We start from the raw sequence: 17,739 nt of genomic DNA, 5'->3' as shown, positions 1-17,739 counted from the left end.
GTGGAGTCGTTGTGTGCGTACGGGTCTTGCTGGTCGAGGACGACGAGCGAATCCGCCAGGCTTTGAGCCTCGCCTTGTCCGACGAGGGTTTCACCGTTGACGAGACAGCCTCGGGTGAAGCCGCGATGGGGCGATTGGAGTCCGAGTCGTTCGACGTCGTGCTGGTCGACCTGACGCTGCCCGGGATCGACGGGCTGGAGGTCGTGCGCACGCTCAGATCCCGCGGTGACCTGCCGATCATCGTCGTAACAGCCCGGACCGACGCCCGTGACGTGATCGCCGGGTTGGAGGCCGGAGCCGACGACTACGTCACGAAACCGTTGATGGCCAGCGTTCTCGCGGCAAGGATCCGCGCGTTGTTGCGCCGCCGCGGACCCGGCCGTGATGCCGTGCGGATCGGGGATCTGGAAATCCGTCCGCAGGAAGGACTTGTGCACCGTGCGGGCGAACGCGTTCATCTCACTCGAACGGAATTCCGGCTGCTGCTGGAACTCGCTGGTGCGGCCGGTCGAATCGTCACCAGGGAGCAGTTGCTGCAAAAGGTTTGGGGATATGACTACTTTGGTGACACTCGTCTACTCGACGTGCACATAAGGAGACTGCGCCGCAAGATCGAGGCGAACCCGGACGACCCGGCGCTGGTGCTCACCGTCCGCGGCGCCGGCTACCGGATCCGCTCATGAGACTCTCGCTGCGCTGGCGGGTGACGCTGGCGTTCGGCTTCGGCCTGCTGGTCGTCACGAGCGTGCTGGCGTTCGCGACGTGGAACCTCGCCTCGGGTTACATGCTGCGGCAACGGGAAGCGAGCGCGACCCGGCAGGCCGAGGTGAACGTGCGGCTGGTGGAGAGGTCGCTGTCCTCCCCCGGCCTCGACGAGCTGCTGACCGGCCTCACCACCGGTCCCGACTCGTCGATCCTGGTGCTCAGCCCAGAAGGCCTGGTCACGGCCGGCCGTCCGGTGGATCCCGCCGATCTCCCGCTGTCGCTGGTCGAACATCCGCCCGGACGCGCGCGGGTCACCATCGAGGGGCTACCGGTGCTCGCGGTGGCACGGCCCGTGGCGGGCAACGCCGTGTACGTGGAGCTCTTCCCGTTGCAGCAGCTCGATCGCACGTTCGCGTTCCTCAGCGCAGTGCTGTTCGGCGGTGCGATCGCCTCCGCACTGCTCGGCGCCGCGCTGGGCTCATGGGCCTCCAAGCGAGCGCTGAAGCCGTTGGCGGAGCTGAACTCCGCCGCAGGGCGGATCGCGGGCGGTGATCTGCACGCCCGGCTGCCCGATCAGGACGACCCGGATCTGGCCGCGCTGGCGGCGAAGTTCAACTCGACGGCGAACGCGTTGGAGCAACGGGCGTTGCGGGATGCCCGGTTCGCCTCGGACGTGTCGCACGAGCTGCGCTCGCCGTTGACGACGATGGTGAACGCGGGCGCGGTGTTGCGGCGTCGTCGCGAGCACCTGCCGGGAACCGCCGGAACCGCGCTGGAACTGCTCACCTCGGAGGTCGACCGGTTCGCGCGGATGGTGGTGGACCTGCTGGAGATCTCTCGGGCCGATCAGACCGACGACCCGCCGCCGGAGGAGATCGCGCTGGACGCATTGGTGCGCAACGTCATCGCGACCCGTGCCGAGGTGCCGTTGGATCTTGAGCCGGCTGTGGTGCTGGGCGACCGGCGGCGGCTGGACCGGGTGCTGACGAACCTGCTGGACAACGCCGAGCGGCACGCGGGCGGAGCGGTGCTGGTGACGGTGCGGGGGCTCGACGGCAAGGTGCGGCTGGAGGTCGAGGACGCCGGTCCCGGGGTGCCGGAGCAGCTGCGGGACCAGATCTTCGAACGGTTCGCGCGCGGCGTCATGGCGGGCAGCCGGGGTGACGACACGGGCAGCGGGCTGGGGCTCGCGCTGGTCCGCGAGCACGTGCACCGGCTCGGCGGCCGGGTGTGGGTGGAGGACCGCTCGCCGCGCGGCTCGCGGTTCGTGGTGGAGCTTGCGGCGTTCTGAACGGCCTCGCGGCTCGTGGTGGAGCCACCGGAGCTTACGGAGTTCTGACGTCATCGGTTCTGGGAGCGCCCGGCGCGATCGCCGGTCCTACGGTCGTGGAATGCGAGTACTGATCACCGGCGGGGCCGGGTTCATCGGGTCGCACGTCGCCGACGAGCTGACCGCGCAGGGCCACGAATGTGTGCTGCTCGACGCGTTGCTGCCCGAGGCGCACGGTGCTGTTCCGGTGCTGGAGCACGAACTTGTCATCGGCGACGTCACCACGCCCGAGGTGCTGCGGCCGTTGCTGTCCACAGTGGACGCGGTGTGCCACCAGGCGGCGATGGTCGGGCACGGCGTGGATCCGTTCGACGCGCCTTCCTACGCACGGCACAACGACCTCGGCACGGCGGTGTTGCTGGCCGAGATGCACCGGGCCGGCGTCTCGCGGCTGGTGCTGGCCTCGTCGATGGTCGTGTACGGCGAGGGCCGCTACCGGTGTCTGTCCCACGGGATCGTGCGGGCCGAGCGCACCGCCGCCGATCTGGAACGGGGCCACTATGAGCCGCGCTGCTTCTGCGGCGACTTCGTCGTGCCCGAACTGGTGCCCGAGGACGCTCCGCTGGAGCCGCGCAGCACGTACGCGGCCACCAAGCTGGCCCAGGAACACCTGGCCGGCGCGTGGGCCCGGCAGACCGGCGGAAGCGTGTGGGCGTTGCGGTACCACAACGTCTACGGCCCGCGGATGCCCCGGGACACGCCCTACGCGGGCGTGGCGTCGATCTTCCGCTCTGCTCTGCAGAACGGCGTCGCCCCACGCGTGATGGAGGACGGGCGGCAGCGACGCGACTTCGTGCACGTCACCGACGTGGCGCGGGCGAACGTGCTGGCGCTGTTGTCACCACGGCCAGGTTTCGAAGCCGTGAACGTCTGCTCCGGCACCCCGCACACGATCGGTGAGCTGGCGTTCGCTTTGGCCGATGCCTGCGACGGCCCCACGCCGGCGATCGTGGGCGGGGCGCGGCCGGGCGACGTGCGGCACGTTGTCGCCTCGCCCGCGAAAGCCTTGGACGTGCTGGGTTTCGAGGCCCAGGTCGGGTTCGCGGCGGGTGTCCGCTCGTTCGCCTCCGCGTCGCTGCGGGAGTCGGTCACCAGTTCGTGAGCACGAGGTGGTTCACCGCCAGGGCTGTCGCGGCCTGGGCGATGAGCCACCTCCTGTCCAGCTTCGCGGTACCGGCGAGCAGCCAGATCGCGAACGGCAGCCAGATCCGTTCGGTCTCTGCCTTGCTCAGGCCGGACAGGTCGGCGGCCAGGATCGCGACACCGGCCGCGATGACCCACTTGTCCCTGGCCAGGCCCTTGACCCCGGCGGGACCGATCACGAGCACGAGGGCCGCCAGGTTGGCCCACACGAAGTACCAGTACGGCCTCACGGTGCCGTATCCCTGGTAGTAGCGGACTTGCACGAGCTCGTAGCCCTCGTACCACCAGAAGCCCGCGATGGCGAACGCCCCCACGACCGCGAGCGCACCAGCGAGGGCCAGCCCGGTCCGGCGAGCGGTGACCCCGAGTTCGCCTTGACGCCACACCGCGGCGAGAGCGAGCGGGGCGAGCAGCACCAGCCCGTACGACAGGAACAGGCACCAGCCCAGCACGATGCCGCCCAGCAGCGGCCACCTGGTCAGCAGGTAGATCCCGACCGCCGCGACGCCCATGAACATGCCGTCCGCCGACGCCCCGACCCACACCGCGCCGGGGAACAGCACCAGGAACGGCAGCACCGCGTTGTTGTTGATCGCCTTGGGAATCGCGACGACGGCCAGCGATCCGACGAGAACGCAGAAGATCGACGCGACCGTCCCTCCGCCGAGCCCGATGCGGTCCAGCGCGACGAACGTGAGCACCGCACCCGGCGGATGGGCGGAGACGTGCGTGGTCCACGAGTCGGACTGGAAGTCCAGGATGCGGGCGGTGAACCCGTGGAGCGCGGCCGTGACGTCGGCGAAGTCCGGTACGTGGTGCAGGTACTCGTCCATCGTGGTCAGCCTGGTGACGAACAGGTCCCAGCCGTCGATCATCGCCAGCGAGAACGTCCACGCCGTCGCAGTCACGTACGCGATCGGCAACGCGAACCGGTGCTGCGCCAGCTCGGGCCCCTTGGCGACGACGAGGAGCGCGATGAGGACCGCCGCGGGCGTGCCAGGCCCGAGATGCGGGAACCACTCGCCGAAGAGCGGCGGCGCGGACACGAACAGAAGGCCTGGGTGGGCGGCGTTGACCATGAGCCCGACGATGACGGCGGCAGCGACGAGCAGACCTGCGATGACTAGACGCACCGCGCCCAACCTAGGGGTTGTCCCAGGTGCTCGCCGACCACGCAAGACAATCGTAAGAACTCGTTCGTGCGTCACAATTCCGTAAGCACTGCAACACTTTCCGACGGTCCAGGATGGACACCATGGATGTCGTGTTGCCCTGCCTGGACGAGGCCGCCGCACTGCCGGCAGTGCTCGCCTCCCTGCCTCCCGGCCACCGCGCGATCGTCGTGGACAACGGCTCGGTCGATGGCTCTCCCGCCGTGGCTGTGTCACTTGGCGCTTTGGTCGTGCACGAGCCACGGCGCGGTTATGGCGCTGCCGTGCACGCGGGTCTTCTCGCCGCCACTTCGGATGTCGTGGCTTTCGCCGACGCGGACGGTTCCCTGGATCTGGGTGAGCTGCCGGCGATGGCGGCGTTGCTCGCCGATGCCGACCTGGTCGTAGGCCGCCGAGTGCCGGTGCATTCCGGTGTGTGGCCGTGGCACGCGCGGGCGGGCAACGCCGTGATCTCGGGGTTGTTGCGCCGCCGCGGGCTGGACGTGCACGACGTCGCGCCGCTGCGGGTGTGTCGGCGAGAAGCCTTGCTGGCGTTGAACGTGCAGGACCGCGCCTTCGGCTATCCGCTGGAACTGCTGGTGCGCGCCGCTTCCTCCGGCTGGCGGGTGCGCGAGGTCGACGTGACCTACGGCCCGCGAGCGGCCGGCACGCGCTCCAAGGTGTCGGGCTCGGTGCGCGGCACGCTGCGGGCGGCACGGGACATGGCGGGGGTGCTGCGGTGAGGTTCCTCTTGCTGATCATGGCCAAGTCACCGGTGCCCGGCCAGGTCAAGACCCGCCTGTGCCCGCCGCTGTCGCGCACGGAGGCCGCGGAGGTGGCGGCGGCCTCCTTGCTCGACACCATCTCGGCCGCTCTGACCACGCCCGGCGCGGTACCGGTGGTGGCGCTTTCCGGCGTGGCGCAGCGCGAGGACGTGCGGGAGGCGCTCGCCGAGTGCGTGGTGATTCCGCAGCGGGGGCGGACGTTCGCCGAACGGCTGGTGCACGCGCACGCGGATGTCGCGCGGTTCGGGATGCCGGTGCTGCAGATCGGGATGGACACGCCTCAGGTGACGCCGTCGCTGCTGGAGTCGTGCGCCTCGTTCGAGGAGGCGGCGCTCGGGTTCGCTTTGGACGGCGGGTGGTGGGCGCTGGGGTTGCGGGACCCGCTGCGGGCCCGGGCGTTGCTGGATGTGCCGATGTCGCGCGCGGACACAGGAGCGCGGACGCTGGAAGCGTTGCACGGCCTGAAGGTGCGGCACCTGCCGATCCTGTCCGATGTGGACACGATGGTGGACGCTCGCGTGGTCGCCAAGCAGGCTCCGGCCAGCCGGTTCGCCGCGGCGCTGGCCGGGATCGCGGCGGTGACCCGATGATGTTCGACCAGGCCCTCCAAGGCCGCCCCAGCTGGCTCGACCGCCCCGGCGCCACCCACGAGCTCAAGGTCGCCCGCTGGCAGGCCGACGCCGGCGACGGCGACTCGGTCCTCCTCGACGCCTGCACCGGCCCCACCCTCGACGTCGGCTGCGGCCCCGGCCGCCTGGTGGCCGCCCTCCTGGCCCGCAAAGTCCAGGCGCTCGGCGTGGACGTCTCCCCGGAAGCGATCCGCCGCACCACCGAACGCGGCGGCATCGCCATCCGGCGCGACGTGTTCGACCTGCTGCCCGGCGAGGGCCGCTGGCACCACGTCCTGCTGGCCGACGGCAACATCGGCATCGGCGGCGACCCGGCCGCACTCCTGCGCCGCACCCGGCAACTGCTGCGCCCCAGCGGAACCGTCATCGTCGAGGTCGAGCAGCCGGGCTCCGGTCTCACCGTCGGACAGGCCCGCGTGCGCACCGAAGGCACGCTGGGCCAGTGGTTCCCGTGGGCCTGGAGCGACGCCGAGTCAGTGCCCGCCGACGGGTTCTTCCTCCTGTGGCAGGCCGAACGAGCCGGTCGCTGGTTCGCATGTTGGGAGCGGCTGTGAAACTTCCTGGGAAACTGCCGAACTTCAAAGCACCTGCCCATCACACCGGCGTGACCAGCCGGGTCGGCACGTGGCTCGGCATCACGTTCGGGCTGTGCTTCGTCACCGGGCTGCTCAGCCACGGCGTGCAGCACGACTGGCCGTGGCCGACCCGGCCCGTCGACCTCTACCGGGTCACGCAGGGGATTCACGTGATCTCCGGTGTGGCGTCGATCCCGTTGCTGCTGGCCAAGCTGTGGAGCGTCTACCCGAAGCTGTTCGAACGGCCGCTGGTCAAGAACCTGCCGCACGCCCTGGAGCGCGGCTCGATCTTCGTGCTCATCGGGGCGTCGTTCTTCGAACTGGTCACCGGGCTGTTCAACGCGGCACAGAACTACCCGTGGTCGTTCTACTTCCCCACCGCCCACTACGCGGTGGCGTGGATCGCGATCGGCGCCCTGCTCGTGCACATCGCGGTGAAGATCCCGGTCATCCGCCGCTCGCTCGAACCAGAGCCGTCAGACCGAACCATCCTGTCCCGCAGGGCTTTCCTGCGCACGACCGCACTCACCACAGGCGTCGCGGTCGTCGCGACAGCAGGTGCCACGGTGCCGTGGCTGCGCGAGATCTCGGTACTGGCCTGGCGATCGCCCGGCGCGTTGCCCGTGAACAGAACAGCAAGAGCCGCGAACATCGTGGTGCCACCGGACTGGCGGCTGAAGGTCGGCACGAAGAGCTACTCGTTGCAAGAGCTGAGAGCCATGCCGCAGACCACCGTCGAGCTGCCGATCGCGTGCGTCGAGGGCTGGAGCCAGAACGCGACCTGGACCGGCGTTCGCGTCGCCGACCTGGTCGGGAAAGGCGACATCAGGGTCGAGTCGCTGGAGCAGGAAGGGCTGTACCGGGCGACCACGCTGCCCGAGGCGTTCGCCCAGGACCCGCTGACCCTCCTCGCACTCGAACTCGACGGCGAGGAGCTCAGCCCGGACCACGGTCATCCCTGCCGGCTCATCGCGCCGAACCGGCCGGGTGTGCTGCAGACCAAGTGGGTCACGTCGTTGGAGGTCCTGTGAGGTTCCTGATCGGCGCCGTCGGCGTGGGGCTGGGTGCGTGGGGCGCTTGGCTGCTCCTCCCCCAGATCACCGTCAACCTGCTGCTCTGGCTCGGCGGCGGCGTGATCCTCCACGACTTCCTCGTCGCACCGCTCGTGGGCGCGTCCGGGTTCGTCGTCAAACGCCCGTCGATCGGCATCGGGCTGACCGTCTCCGGAATCCTGGCGATACTTGCGGTCCCGTTGCTGTGGCGGGAACACAGCGGAGCGACCAACCCAGGACTGCACGACCGCGACTACCCCACCGGAGTCGCGGTCGCGCTGGGCCTGGTCTGGGCGGCCGTCGTCCTATACGAGATCGCGGCGCACCTTCAGAAGCGTCGCCGCACCGAAGAAGAACACCACGTAGCCGATGAGGAACAGCGCCGCCGTGGTGCCGCTCAGGTCGGTCAGCACGCCGGGCGCGCCGGATCCACCGACGGCACCGGCCAGGTTGCCCGCGGAACCGCCGGGCAGGACCTTGGTCAGCGACTCGACCGGCCCGAGGAGCGTTCCGACGCCCCGCAGCAGGTTCTCGGTGACGATCGCCCACATCAGCCCGAGGCCGACCGCCAGCGCGGGTCCCTTGGTGACCACGCCGAGGAAGACGCCGAACCCCGCCCACATCGCGGCGATCAGCAGTGACGCGGCCAAAGGCTCGACGATCGCGGTGCCGGGCAGGCTCCAGTCCCAGCCCTCCACCGAGGCGATGGTGATCGCCGCGCCGAGGTTCACGACCAGGGTCAGCGCCACCAGGATCACCACGATGATCGCCAGCGCGCCCACCGTGCCGGCCATCGCGGAGATCCGGCGCGGGCCCGCGGTGAACGTGGTCTTCCAGGTGCCCCAGCCGTAGCCGCTGCCGATCGCCAGCGCGGCCAGCACCAGGATGATCGCGCCGCCGAACATCGGCAGGCCGCGCACGACGGCCGCACCGACGTTCTCCGGCTGCATCGCGCTGATCAACTGCTGCTGCGACAGGTCACGCGTGTTGGTGCCACCGTTGAGAGCCAGGTAGTTGAACACGTAGCCGAACGTCAGCGTCATCACCAGCCAGACGCCGATCAGCACCCACGTCGCCGGCCACTTCCACAGTCGCAGCAGCTCCGCTTTGACGCTGCCCATCACGCCACTCCCGTCATCTCGAAGAAGACCTCTTCCAAGGTCCGGCGCAGCGGCCGGACCTCCTGCACGTCCACGTCCGCGTGGACCAGCTTGCGCACCAACGCCCCCGCGTCCTCCTGACGCACGTGCAGCACGTCTCCGCGCAGCTCGCTGCCCGTGATCAGCAGGTGTGCCTTCTCGATCGGGTCGGCGCGGATCAGCAGCACGGTGTCGCCGCGCAACTGCTCGACCGTGCTCTCGGCGACGAGCTTGCCGTTCGAGATCACGCCGACCCGGTCGCAGATCTCCTCGACCTCGCCGAGCAGGTGGCTCGACAGCAGCACCGTCTGTCCCTGGGATGCGAGTGCCCGCACCAGGTCGCGCATGTCGGCCATGCCGGCGGGGTCCAGGCCGTTGGTCGGCTCGTCCAGGATCAGCAGCTCGGGCTGGCCGAGCAGGGCCGCGGCGACGCCGAGCCGTTGCTTCATGCCGAGCGAGTACCGGCGGAACTTCTCGTTGGCGGCACCCACGAGATCGACCTGCTCCAGGGCGGCTTCCACGTGCGTCTTGCCGACGCCCCTGCGCGCCGCGTGCACCCGGAGGTTGTCGCGCCCCGACAGGTACGGGTAGAAGCCCGGCCCCTCGATCAGCGAGCCGACCTTCAGCAACGCCTTGGTCGCACCCGGTGCGTGGCCGAGCACTTGAGCGGTGCCGCTGGTGGGCCGCACGAGCCCCAGCAGCATGCGGATCGTGGTCGTCTTGCCCGCGCCGTTGGGACCGAGGAACCCGTAGACCTCGCCCCGCCGCACGGACAAGCTGACCTCGTCCACCACGGCGCGGTCGCCGTAGCGCTTCGTCAGTTTCTCCGTCGTCACGATCATGGGTACCAGCGTCGGCCTCAGGACACGGGAGGTCGTCCGCTGCGGAGCGTCATGAAGATACGCACATCTGCGTACGCCCTCGGTCGTATCGTCGGCACCATGCAGTTCAGGATCAAATGGCAGGACATGGCGCTCGCGGGGGCGTTGCTGTTCTTCGGCCTCGTGGGCACGCGGTTCGCCGCGCGGCTTCAGGAGGGCGCGGCGCTCGACGTCTTCGCCTACCTGCTCATCACGGTGGCGGCCACGGGCCTGCTCTTCCGCTCGGTCCGTCCGCTGTGGACGTTCGGGATGGCGGTCGTGCCGATCGCCGTCTACCTGGCCGCGGGCTACCCGTTCGGCCCGATCCTGATCAGCGGGGTGGCGGCGGTCTACGCGGTGGCGATGTACGCGTCCATCGAGCTGGCCGCCGGGTGCGCCCTGCTGTACGCGTTGGCGATCCTGCCGTGGTGGGACGACTCGGTCACGTCCTGGATCACCTGGTCCGCGGGCTGGATCCTGCTGCCCGCCGCGGCCGGCGTCCTGATGAAGCTGCGCCGCCGGTCCGCTGTGGACGCTCGCGAGCACGCCGTGGTCTCCGAACGCCTCCGGCTCGCCCAGGAGGTGCACGACGTCGTCGGCCACGGCCTGTCGGTGATCGCGATGCAGGCCGGCGTCGCGCTGTACGTGCTGGACAAGGACCCGGCGAAGGCCCGCGCCTCACTGGAGGCGATCCGCTCCACGTCCAAAGAGGCATTGGACGGCCTGCGGTCCGAACTGGACACTCTGCGCGGCTCAGCTCCTTTGCGCCCAACGATTTCGCTCGCCGACATCCCGGCTCTCGCGGGACGGATGCGCGAGGCGGGCCTCGAGGTCGCGGTCGAGGTGGACGCCCCGGACCTGCCCGACAACGTGCAGATGGCCGTCTACCGCATCGTGCAGGAGTCGCTGACCAACGTGCTGCGCCACTCCTCCCCCGGCGTCACCGCGTCGGTCCGCGTGTACGCCGCGCGGGGTTCGTTGGTCGTCGAGGTCGCCGACACCGGCACACCCAACGCGTTCGTCGAGGGCCACGGCATCACCGGCATGCGCGCACGGGCCGAAGCGCTCGGCGGCACGCTCGAAGTCTCGGTTTCCGACGGCTTCACGGTGATCGCCCGGATACCGTTGCCCTCATGATTCGCGTGGTGGTGGCGGACGACCAGCCGCTGGTCCGGATGGGACTGCGGACGTTGATCGAGACCGAGGACGGCGTCCAGTTCGCCGGCGAGGCCGCCGACGGCCGCGAGGCGCTGTCGCTGATCCAGTCGGTGAAGCCGGACGTGGTGTTCCTCGACATCCGCATGCCGTTGATGGACGGCTTGGAAGTGCTGCGCCGCGTCTCGGCCGACGCCGCATGTGCCGACGTCCGCATCGTCATGCTCACGACGTTCGACCTCGACGAGTACGTCTTCGAGGCGCTGCGCACCGGCGCGTCCGGGTTCCTGGTGAAGGACTCAGATCCCACCGACCTGCTGCGCGCCGTGCACGTCGTCGCCGACGGCGGTTCCCTGCTGTCGCCCTCGGTCACGCGCCGGGTGATCGACCGGTTCGCCTCGGGTGCGTCCGCCCGGCCCGTGCCGCACCTGGACAGGCTGACCGAGCGGGAGCGGGAGATCATGCGGCACGTGGCTTCCGGCGCGTCCAACGACGAGATCGCCGCGACGTTGGTGATCTCGCCCGCGACCGTGCGGACGCACGTGTCGCGGGCGATGGTGAAGCTGGGCGCACGTGACCGCGCCCAGCTCGTCGTGTTCGCCGTCCAATCCGGGCTCACCTGACACTCGACCGGGTCATTGACCGTTCTGAGCCAAACCTGCCTCCGTTGCTAGCAAGTTCTAGAACCGGAGGCCGCCGCTATGCAGGTTACTTTCCTGGGCAAAGATCCCCAATCCGATGACGATGGGTCGCCCACGCTCTTCGCCACCGACCGTGCTGACCGCCGGACCTACATCGCTCAGGGCTGGATAGTGACGGATCCGGAGGCACTCGCGGCGATCGGTCCGCTACCGGATGGCGAGGCGATCATCGAGATCCCGGAGGACGTGCTGCGCTTCTACCAGCGCAACGAGCAGGAGGAAGCACACTGAGCACCCACTACGACTATCCCAGCCCACACTTCGACGAACTCTTCAAGTCCTTCGAGCACACGGCATACCGGCTCGAAACGCGCGATCGCTACAACGCGAAGGGTGAACGAGTAGCCGCGTTCCTGGCGGGCGACCTCGGCGCGGAAGACATCCGAGAAGGGTGGTGGCTGCCGAATGTCCGGGCGGCGACAACTGCCGGGCGGAGGTTCGAACGAGTCCGCGTGGTGAGCATGCCTCCGACCGACTACAGCCGCTACGGTCTGTTCACCTCGCGGCACAACATCGACGCGGGCGAAGACATCCGGTACCTCGTGCGCACGGAGGCTCAAGAGCTGGGACTGCCCAACCACGACTACTGGTTGTTCGATTCCCGAACGTTGGCACGGCTGCACTTTGACGACTCCGACGATCACCTGGTGAGCGTCGAGATCATCGAGGACGACCACGAGCAGATCGTCCAAGCCAACTACTGGCGTGACGTCGCGTGGCATCACGCTGTGAAGAGAGGTGATTTCGTCGCGGGACACGCCATCCGGGGCGTCGGCGACTAACGTCCACGAAGCGCGCGTTGCGCTGGGAAAGCGACTTCGTGAGTTGCGCCGCCAGGCAAACCTGAGCGGCAGGCAACTGGCGGAGTCGTTGGCGTGGCCACCGTCAAAGGTCTCCAAGCTGGAGAACGGCCGCCAAACTCCTACCGACGACGACGTCCGCAACTGGACGAGCAAAACGAACAGCCAGGACGAATCCGAGGCACTCCTCGCCTCTCTCCACACGCTTGAGACCCAGCATGCGGACTGGCAACGCCTTCTCCGGGCGGGCATGCAGACACATCAGCGCACGATCTTGCACCAGGACGCCAAGTACCGGTTCTACCGCGTGTTCCAGCCGTCGGCCGTTCCCGGGATCATGCAGACACCCGAGTACGCAAAGGTGCAACTCCGCCGTAGCGAGCCGCTGTTCGGGCCGCGCGACGACGTCGATGCGGCAGTCCAGATCCGCATGCAACGGCAGCAACTGCTGTACGAGCCGGATCGCCGCTTCCACATCGTCCTCACCGAGGCCGCGCTGCGCTATCGCCGGTGCGAACCGGAAGTGATGCTCGCGCAACTGGACCGCTTGATCGCACTGGCAACGCTGCCCAACGTGAAGTTCGGCCTCATCGGGTTCGAAACGCCGTACGCGGCCGCGGCACCTCAACACGGGTTCTGGTTGTTGGACTCCGATCACGTCCGGGTCGAGACGTTCTCTGCGGAGCTCAATCTCGCCCAACCGCAGGAAATCGAGCACTACGGCAAGGTCTTCGAGTCGCTGGCCGGCATCGCCAGCTACGGCCGCGCCGCCCGCCAGATCATCATGCGTGTCATCGACGACCTCTCCTCCGAAGTCGAGGAAGACCCACCTGGTGAAGGGAAGAGCCATGCCTGAGAACACGATGTCCGACTGGCGCTCCCTCTTGAGCGACGAGACCCGACACTTGCAGAACAAGACCGCGGACAAGGAAGCCGAGGTCCGGCTGTTCCGCATGTTCGAACCCGACGTAGTGCCCGGTCTGCTTCAGATACCCGAGTACGCAAGGGCTTGCCTCAACCACGACGGTCGTCTCGACGATGCCCCGGATGACCTCGACGACGCCATCCAGGCACGCATGCGACGCCAGGAGATCCTGCACGACGAGACCAAGCGGTTCCACTTCGTGATCACCGAAGCCACACTGCGGCACCGCTACTGCTCGACCAGTGGCATGCTCGCTCAACTGGATCGCTTGCTGTCCAGCTTGTCGCTGCCGAACGCGCAGCTCGGCGTGATCGGCTTCGACGCCACGTACAAGGTCGGACCGTAGCACGGCTTCTGGATCTTCGACGAGGCATCTGTGGCGGTTGAGACGTACTCAGCGGAACTCAACCTCGTCCAACGACAGGACATCGAGCTCTACGGCAAGGTCTTCGCCTCGCTGGCCGGCATCGCCAGCTACGGCGACGCAGCGCGCCAGATCATCCAGCGCGTCATCGACGACCTTTCCTCTGAAATCGAGGAAGCTCCCCCGACCGGGTAAACCGGGAGAAATTGCGAGAAACCGGCTGGCCTCAAACCAGCCGGTCCTCGTACAACAGGGCGCATGGACTGGAACAAGGCGGCCGACAACGCGCAGACCCTCATGCAGGCACACGAGGCGCTGAGCCGTCTGATGCCGCGCCCGGACGCCCCACAACAGACCTGGCTCGCCTACTACCGCCGCAGCGCCGCCGTTTACACGCGGGTCGCCGAGATCGACCGTGGCCACTTCCACGAGACGATGTTCTGGGCGACCCGCGAACGCGAGAAAGCCGAAGCGATGGAACAATCAGCTTTGGCTTGAAGCGGCGAAGAACGCCCTGAGGTTCTCCTCCACCTCAGCCGGGATCGACGAGTAGGCGTGCGGCGGCTGCGGGTCGTACTCGATCCCGACCTGCACGGTCTGCGCCACCTGCACCCCGAACTCGGCCTCGACCAGCCGCAACGCCATGTCGATCCCCGCCGACACCCCGGCACCCGTGACGACCTTGCCGTCGAACACGACCCGATCCGTCGACACCTCGACGTCCCGCGCGGTCAGCTCGTCGCGCGCCGCCCAGTGCGTGGTCGCCTTCGACACCAGCCCGGCCTCTGCGAGCAGCGTCGACCCCGTGCACACCGACGTCGTCCACTTGGTCGTCGGGTGCACGGCCTGCAGCCACGCCACGAGCTCCGCGGACTCGGCGAGCACCTGCTTCCAGTGCCCGGAACCCGGCACGACCACGACGTCGGCCGACTGGACGTCAGCGAACGTGTGCGTCGGCACCACGGTCAGCCCGTTGTCGGACTTCACCGGGTCGAGAGAAGCGGCCACGAACTTCGCGTTCACCACCGGCACGCAGCCGAGCACCTCGAACGGGCCGACCAGGTCCAGCGCGGTGAGGTTCGGGTAGAGCACGTACGCGATCTCCATCAGGCAACCCCAGTTGTCCGGAAACGGGCGCGGTAGCTGCCCGGCGACACGCCGAGCACGCGCAGGAAGGCCCGCCGCAGGGTCTCGGCCGAGCCGAAACCGGACGAACGGGCGACGGCGTCCAACCCGTCGGAGGTCGAAGCCAGCCGGTCGGCGGCCGCCTCGACGCGGGCTCGTTCGACGTACTGCGCGGGCGAGACGCCCACGTTGCGCGAGAAGACGCGCGCGAAGTGCCGGACGCTCATCATCGCCCGGCGGGCCATGATCGGCACCGTCCACTCGCGGGTCGGGTCGGCGTGGATGTCGTCGAGCAGCGCCCGCAACGAGTCGTCGGACACCGGGCGCGTGCGGGTGTGCACGCTGAACTGCGACTGGCCGCCCGAGCGCTGCAGGAAGACGACCAGGTACTGCGCGATCCGGCGGGCCAGCGCCGGGCCGTGGTCCTGCTCGACCATCGCCAGCGCCAGGTCGATGCCCGCGGTCACGCCCGCCGACGTGGACACCTTGCCGTCGCACACGAAGATCGCGTCCGGTTCCACCTCGACACCGCGGTTGACGAGCTCGCCGGTGAACGCCCAGTGCGTCGTCGCCCGCCGGCCTTCGAGCAGCCCAGCACCGGCCAGCACCACCGCGCCGGTGCAGATGCCCGCCACCCGGCGCGACTTCAACGCCAGCCGCCGCAGGTTCGTCGTGAGCATCGGATCGCACGCCGCCGCGTCGTAGCCCCAGCCGCCGACGACCATCAGCGTGTCGATCTCGCGGTCCAACGTGCGCAGGTCCGCCCCGGCCTCGATCCGCACCCCCGCGGTCGCGCTGAACGGGCCGCCCCCCAAAGTCGCCACGGTGACCCGGTACCGGGCCTCGCCGTGGTTCGCTGCCTGGAACACCTCTATCGGCCCCGCCAGGTCCAGCAACGCGGTGCGGTCGTAGCCGACCACAACTACTTCCCTCGGATTCCCCACACCTCCACTTTCCTCATTCGGGCTGATGGCGGCAACGCCATATCTCCCTCGCATTCGGCCAGCGCCGTCGAAACCGTGCTGCGCAGTTCGACGAACTGCCACGCTCGGACGGGTGAGACTCGCTGTCCAAATCGGACTCCCCTACCTGTTCGGGCTGTTCTTCACGGTCACGACGGGATGGCTGCTGGTCATCTCGTTCGCGGCGAAGTGGGCGCCCGGCGTGCTGGGGTGCGGTGTCGTCCTCGTCTCGGCGTACGTGGCGCTGGGGTTGGCGGTCGTCGACGGTGACTGGATCATCGGAACCGGCTGGGGAGTCCTGGTGGGCGGGACCGGATTCGTGGGGGGCACGTACGTCTACCTGGCGACGAAGCACACGTACTGGGGATTTCTGCTGACCAGCCTTCCGTTCGCGATCATCGCGGCGTTGCTCTCGCGCAACCTGTGGACCGTGCTGGCGGGTGCCGCGGGGGCGATCGGGCTCTGGTACGCGATCCCGTTCTCCGTGTTCGGGCGGTGGGACGCCATGTGGTCCGGCCTGCACTTCTGACGGCGCCGGTAAACTGACCCGCGATGCGCAGACTCCGGCCCCTCGCGGTGATCGCCCTGCTCACGATCCTGCTGGTCGTGAGCGACCACCCGTTCCCGCCGCCGTCAGAACCCGACCGCGAGTCTCGGACCGCGGTCGTGGCGCTCGGCGACAGCACGATGTCCGGCGAGGGTGCGGGTAGCTACGAGCCCGGCACCAACGGCGAGGACGGCGGCAACTGGTGCCACCGCTCGCGCGAAGCCGAGATCATGAAGACGGACGTCGAGGCCGACCAGAAGATCAACCTGGCCTGCTCCGGCGCGAACTCCGACAAGCTGCGCAACGAACAGCTGCCTGAGCTGGGCAAGATCGCCAGGTCGAACCGGGTCGTCGCGATCGTCGTGGCGATCGGCGCGAACGACGACCCGCGCTTCTCCGAGATCCTCAACAAGTGCTTCGAGGCGTGGGGCAAGCGCAGCGACTGCACGTCCGCGGTGGCGCCCGAGTGGTCGAAGCGGGTGCGGCGGATGGTCCCCAAGGTCGAGAACACGCTGAGCGCCATCCGCCAGACGATGCGCGACTCGGCTTATCTCGACTCCGACTACCAGCTGGTCGTCCAGTCGTACGCGGCGCCGGTGTCGCCGAAGATGCCGCGCTCGCTGCAGAACCTCTCCGGCTGCCCGCTGCGCACCACCGACCTGGAATGGGTCGTCGAGGAGGCGGTGCCGGAGCTGTCGAACGGTCTGCGCGCCGCCGCGGACAAGGTCAACGCCCGGTTCCTCGACCTCGCCCGCGCCGGCGACGGTCACGAGGCCTGCACCGGCAAGCCCGGCACGGAGTGGTTCACCAGGCTGTCCGTCGACTGGGACGGCCTGAAGAACGAGAAGCGGGCCTCGCACGCGCTGCAGGAGTCCTTCCACCCCAACGCACTCGGTCACGAGCAGATCGGCCGCTGCCTCACCGAGTTCCTGGCGACGGACAAGCGCGACGGCGCGTGCGTGCCGCGGCTGGACGGCTCGCTCGGCCTCACGACGGAGAGCTGACCCACCGCTTCAGCTCGGACCGAGGCCAACCGGGATCACCGTCGGACGCGAAACGTGCCCACGCCGCAGCGATGTCACCGCGGAACATGTCGGGCACATCCGCACCGTGATGCGCCGGGGTCCTGGCGTAGATCGACCGGAACGCCTTCCCGTGCTCGTCCGCGAGCCGCATCGTCGGCCGCTGGAACAGCTCGGCGTCCTCGTCCGCCGTGTGGCACACCAGCAGATCCACGTCGTACGGGCCTTCCAGTGGCGATCGCGGCAACGTGTCGCCGTCCACGATCGGCTGGTACAGCACGACGTCCGGATCCGCGATCCGTTGCACCTCAACGGCTTCCGCGGGCGTGAAGAACCGCCCGGCCAGGCTGTGCGCGATACCCCGGTGGAACAGACCTTCAGCGGCCGGCATCACCATCAGCGACGCCGCGGTCTGCGCGCCTGATGACTGCCCGGCGACCGTGACGTTGCCCGGATCTCCGCCGTACCGCGTGATGTTGCGCTGGATCCACCTCAACGCGGACACGACGTCGAGCAGCCCGCGGTTGTGCGGAAATCCTTCCAGGGCACCGTATCCGTCGACCGCGAGCCGGTAGTTGCAGCTGACGAACACGACCCCGTGAGAAGCGATCACGTCACCGGCGTACTCGGGTTGTGAAGACGAGCCGACGGTGTTCGCGCCGCCGTGCACCCACAGCAGCACCGGACCGCCGGAGTCCACTGTGGACCACACGTTCAGCGTGTGGGAGTCACCGAACGCGCCGGCCGGCTCGCCGTCGCAGTCCACCGG

General features: G+C 68.8%; 22 protein-coding genes and 1 pseudogene. 17 read left to right on the top strand and 6 right to left on the bottom strand.

Annotated features, from left to right (window positions below):
* Positions 1–11: 11 nt before the first annotated feature.
* From LFM09_RS21120 to LFM09_RS21110, 3 genes are all read left to right on the top strand, one after another.
* A complete protein-coding gene (locus LFM09_RS21120) occupies positions 12–683 on the top strand; it encodes a response regulator transcription factor (protein WP_414098227.1) in 672 nt (223 codons plus the stop codon).
* Complete coding sequence (locus tag LFM09_RS21115; RefSeq protein ID WP_414098226.1) at positions 680–1,996, top strand: ATP-binding protein; 1,317 nt, start codon at positions 680–682, stop codon at positions 1,994–1,996. The genes LFM09_RS21120 and LFM09_RS21115 overlap by 4 nt, the downstream gene beginning before the upstream one ends.
* A gap of 100 nt (positions 1,997–2,096) precedes the next feature.
* Positions 2,097–3,137 (top strand): NAD-dependent epimerase/dehydratase family protein, encoded by a 1,041-nt coding sequence (locus LFM09_RS21110; RefSeq protein ID WP_414098225.1) that lies wholly within the window; start codon positions 2,097–2,099, stop codon positions 3,135–3,137.
* Here the strand turns inward: LFM09_RS21110 and LFM09_RS21105 are convergent.
* Positions 3,124–4,311, bottom strand: a complete 1,188-nt coding sequence (locus tag LFM09_RS21105; RefSeq protein WP_414098224.1) for a hypothetical protein — start codon at positions 4,309–4,311, stop codon at positions 3,124–3,126. The two genes, LFM09_RS21110 and LFM09_RS21105, sit on opposite strands and share 14 nt — an antisense overlap.
* A 122-nt stretch (positions 4,312–4,433) precedes the next feature.
* On the opposite strand from LFM09_RS21105, the gene LFM09_RS21100 reads away from it, so the two are divergent.
* From LFM09_RS21100 to LFM09_RS21085, 4 genes are read left to right on the top strand one after another with little or no spacing between them, the layout of a single operon-like run.
* The gene (locus LFM09_RS21100) at positions 4,434–5,072 is read left to right on the top strand and encodes a glycosyltransferase family 2 protein (RefSeq protein ID WP_414098223.1); all 639 of its coding nucleotides are present in this window, start codon (positions 4,434–4,436) and stop codon (positions 5,070–5,072) included.
* Entirely contained in the window at positions 5,069–5,704 is a 636-nt protein-coding gene (locus tag LFM09_RS21095) for a TIGR04282 family arsenosugar biosynthesis glycosyltransferase (protein WP_414098222.1), read from the top strand. Before LFM09_RS21100 ends, LFM09_RS21095 begins: the two co-directional genes overlap by 4 nt.
* On the top strand, positions 5,701–6,297 hold the full coding sequence (locus LFM09_RS21090) for a class I SAM-dependent methyltransferase (RefSeq protein ID WP_414098221.1): 597 nt from the start codon (positions 5,701–5,703) through the stop codon (positions 6,295–6,297). The genes LFM09_RS21095 and LFM09_RS21090 overlap by 4 nt, the downstream gene beginning before the upstream one ends.
* The gene (locus tag LFM09_RS21085) at positions 6,294–7,349 is read left to right on the top strand and encodes a molybdopterin-dependent oxidoreductase (RefSeq protein WP_414098220.1); all 1,056 of its coding nucleotides are present in this window, start codon (positions 6,294–6,296) and stop codon (positions 7,347–7,349) included. The genes LFM09_RS21090 and LFM09_RS21085 overlap by 4 nt, the downstream gene beginning before the upstream one ends.
* A gap of 326 nt (positions 7,350–7,675) precedes the next feature.
* Here the strand turns inward: LFM09_RS21085 and LFM09_RS21080 are convergent, their stop codons facing one another.
* Together LFM09_RS21080 and LFM09_RS21075 are read right to left on the bottom strand one after the other, a co-directional pair.
* Positions 7,676–8,491, bottom strand: coding sequence for a hypothetical protein (locus LFM09_RS21080; RefSeq protein ID WP_414098219.1), 816 nt, complete (start codon positions 8,489–8,491; stop codon positions 7,676–7,678).
* Entirely contained in the window at positions 8,491–9,351 is an 861-nt protein-coding gene (locus tag LFM09_RS21075; RefSeq protein ID WP_414098218.1) for an ABC transporter ATP-binding protein, read from the bottom strand. Before LFM09_RS21075 ends, LFM09_RS21080 begins: the two co-directional genes overlap by 1 nt.
* 99 nt (positions 9,352–9,450) lie before the next feature.
* Between LFM09_RS21075 and LFM09_RS21070 the strand changes: the two genes are divergently transcribed.
* From LFM09_RS21070 to LFM09_RS21035, 8 genes and pseudogenes are all read left to right on the top strand, one after another.
* A complete protein-coding gene (locus LFM09_RS21070; protein ID WP_414098217.1) occupies positions 9,451–10,506 on the top strand; it encodes a sensor histidine kinase in 1,056 nt (351 codons plus the stop codon).
* On the top strand, positions 10,503–11,147 hold the full coding sequence (locus LFM09_RS21065) for a response regulator (protein ID WP_414098216.1): 645 nt from the start codon (positions 10,503–10,505) through the stop codon (positions 11,145–11,147). The genes LFM09_RS21070 and LFM09_RS21065 overlap by 4 nt, the downstream gene beginning before the upstream one ends.
* 305 nt (positions 11,148–11,452) lie before the next feature.
* Entirely contained in the window at positions 11,453–12,007 is a 555-nt protein-coding gene (locus tag LFM09_RS21060) for a DUF6879 family protein (protein ID WP_414098376.1), read from the top strand.
* Positions 11,964–12,155: pseudogene (locus tag LFM09_RS21055) on the top strand (helix-turn-helix domain-containing protein); the annotation flags it as partial. The gene LFM09_RS21060 and the pseudogene LFM09_RS21055, both read left to right, overlap by 44 nt.
* Before the next feature lie 120 nt (positions 12,156–12,275).
* Positions 12,276–12,881, top strand: coding sequence for a DUF5753 domain-containing protein (locus LFM09_RS21050; RefSeq protein ID WP_414098375.1), 606 nt, complete (start codon positions 12,276–12,278; stop codon positions 12,879–12,881).
* A complete protein-coding gene (locus LFM09_RS21045) occupies positions 12,874–13,296 on the top strand; it encodes a Scr1 family TA system antitoxin-like transcriptional regulator (RefSeq protein WP_414098215.1) in 423 nt (140 codons plus the stop codon). The genes LFM09_RS21050 and LFM09_RS21045 overlap by 8 nt, the downstream gene beginning before the upstream one ends.
* 30 nt (positions 13,297–13,326) lie before the next feature.
* Positions 13,327–13,509 carry a hypothetical protein gene (locus LFM09_RS21040; protein WP_414098214.1) on the top strand — a complete coding sequence of 61 codons (183 nt, stop codon included), beginning with the start codon at positions 13,327–13,329 and terminating at the stop codon, positions 13,507–13,509.
* A 63-nt stretch (positions 13,510–13,572) separates the two neighbouring features.
* Complete coding sequence (locus LFM09_RS21035) at positions 13,573–13,812, top strand: AMED_5909 family protein (protein ID WP_414098213.1); 240 nt, start codon at positions 13,573–13,575, stop codon at positions 13,810–13,812.
* On the opposite strand, the gene LFM09_RS21030 is transcribed toward LFM09_RS21035, so the two are convergent.
* Together LFM09_RS21030 and LFM09_RS21025 are read right to left on the bottom strand one after the other, a co-directional pair.
* Positions 13,798–14,421: a DJ-1/PfpI family protein gene (locus tag LFM09_RS21030; RefSeq protein ID WP_414098212.1), complete on the bottom strand. Its 624-nt coding sequence runs from the start codon at positions 14,419–14,421 to the stop codon at positions 13,798–13,800. The genes LFM09_RS21035 and LFM09_RS21030 overlap by 15 nt on opposite strands.
* A complete protein-coding gene (locus LFM09_RS21025; protein ID WP_414098211.1) occupies positions 14,421–15,383 on the bottom strand; it encodes a GlxA family transcriptional regulator in 963 nt (320 codons plus the stop codon). Before LFM09_RS21025 ends, LFM09_RS21030 begins: the two co-directional genes overlap by 1 nt.
* Positions 15,384–15,495: 112 nt before the next feature.
* On the opposite strand from LFM09_RS21025, the gene LFM09_RS21020 reads away from it, so the two are divergent.
* The gene (locus tag LFM09_RS21020) at positions 15,496–15,930 is read left to right on the top strand and encodes a hypothetical protein (protein WP_414098210.1); all 435 of its coding nucleotides are present in this window, start codon (positions 15,496–15,498) and stop codon (positions 15,928–15,930) included.
* A gap of 23 nt (positions 15,931–15,953) precedes the next feature.
* Entirely contained in the window at positions 15,954–16,952 is a 999-nt protein-coding gene (locus LFM09_RS21015) for a GDSL-type esterase/lipase family protein (protein ID WP_414098209.1), read from the top strand.
* Here the strand turns inward: LFM09_RS21015 and LFM09_RS21010 are convergent.
* Positions 16,936–17,736 carry a carboxylesterase family protein gene (locus tag LFM09_RS21010; RefSeq protein ID WP_414098208.1) on the bottom strand — a complete coding sequence of 267 codons (801 nt, stop codon included), beginning with the start codon at positions 17,734–17,736 and terminating at the stop codon, positions 16,936–16,938. The two genes, LFM09_RS21015 and LFM09_RS21010, sit on opposite strands and share 17 nt — an antisense overlap.
* Positions 17,737–17,739 lie beyond the last annotated feature (3 nt).

This window comes from Lentzea alba (assembly GCF_047445655.1).
Lineage (GTDB): Bacteria > Actinomycetota > Actinomycetes > Mycobacteriales > Pseudonocardiaceae > Lentzea > Lentzea alba_A.
Note: the sequence above shows the minus strand (reverse complement) of the source record. Positions and strands in the feature narration are given on the sequence as shown.

Coding starts and splice junctions, on each gene's coding strand:
- LFM09_RS21080 (WP_414098219.1), bottom strand. CDS start 8,491: ATGGGCAGCGTCAAAGCGGAGCTGCTGCGACTGTGGAAGTGGCCGGCG.
- LFM09_RS21015 (WP_414098209.1), top strand. CDS start 15,954: ATGCGCAGACTCCGGCCCCTCGCGGTGATCGCCCTGCTCACGATCCTG.
- LFM09_RS21115 (WP_414098226.1), top strand. CDS start 680: ATGAGACTCTCGCTGCGCTGGCGGGTGACGCTGGCGTTCGGCTTCGGC.
- LFM09_RS21035 (WP_414098213.1), top strand. CDS start 13,573: ATGGACTGGAACAAGGCGGCCGACAACGCGCAGACCCTCATGCAGGCA.
- LFM09_RS21065 (WP_414098216.1), top strand. CDS start 10,503: ATGATTCGCGTGGTGGTGGCGGACGACCAGCCGCTGGTCCGGATGGGA.
- LFM09_RS21030 (WP_414098212.1), bottom strand. CDS start 14,421: ATGGAGATCGCGTACGTGCTCTACCCGAACCTCACCGCGCTGGACCTG.
- LFM09_RS21100 (WP_414098223.1), top strand. CDS start 4,434: ATGGATGTCGTGTTGCCCTGCCTGGACGAGGCCGCCGCACTGCCGGCA.
- LFM09_RS21110 (WP_414098225.1), top strand. CDS start 2,097: ATGCGAGTACTGATCACCGGCGGGGCCGGGTTCATCGGGTCGCACGTC.
- LFM09_RS21070 (WP_414098217.1), top strand. CDS start 9,451: ATGCAGTTCAGGATCAAATGGCAGGACATGGCGCTCGCGGGGGCGTTG.
- LFM09_RS21050 (WP_414098375.1), top strand. CDS start 12,276: ATGCAGACACATCAGCGCACGATCTTGCACCAGGACGCCAAGTACCGG.
- LFM09_RS21090 (WP_414098221.1), top strand. CDS start 5,701: ATGATGTTCGACCAGGCCCTCCAAGGCCGCCCCAGCTGGCTCGACCGC.
- LFM09_RS21075 (WP_414098218.1), bottom strand. CDS start 9,351: ATGATCGTGACGACGGAGAAACTGACGAAGCGCTACGGCGACCGCGCC.
- LFM09_RS21045 (WP_414098215.1), top strand. CDS start 12,874: ATGCCTGAGAACACGATGTCCGACTGGCGCTCCCTCTTGAGCGACGAG.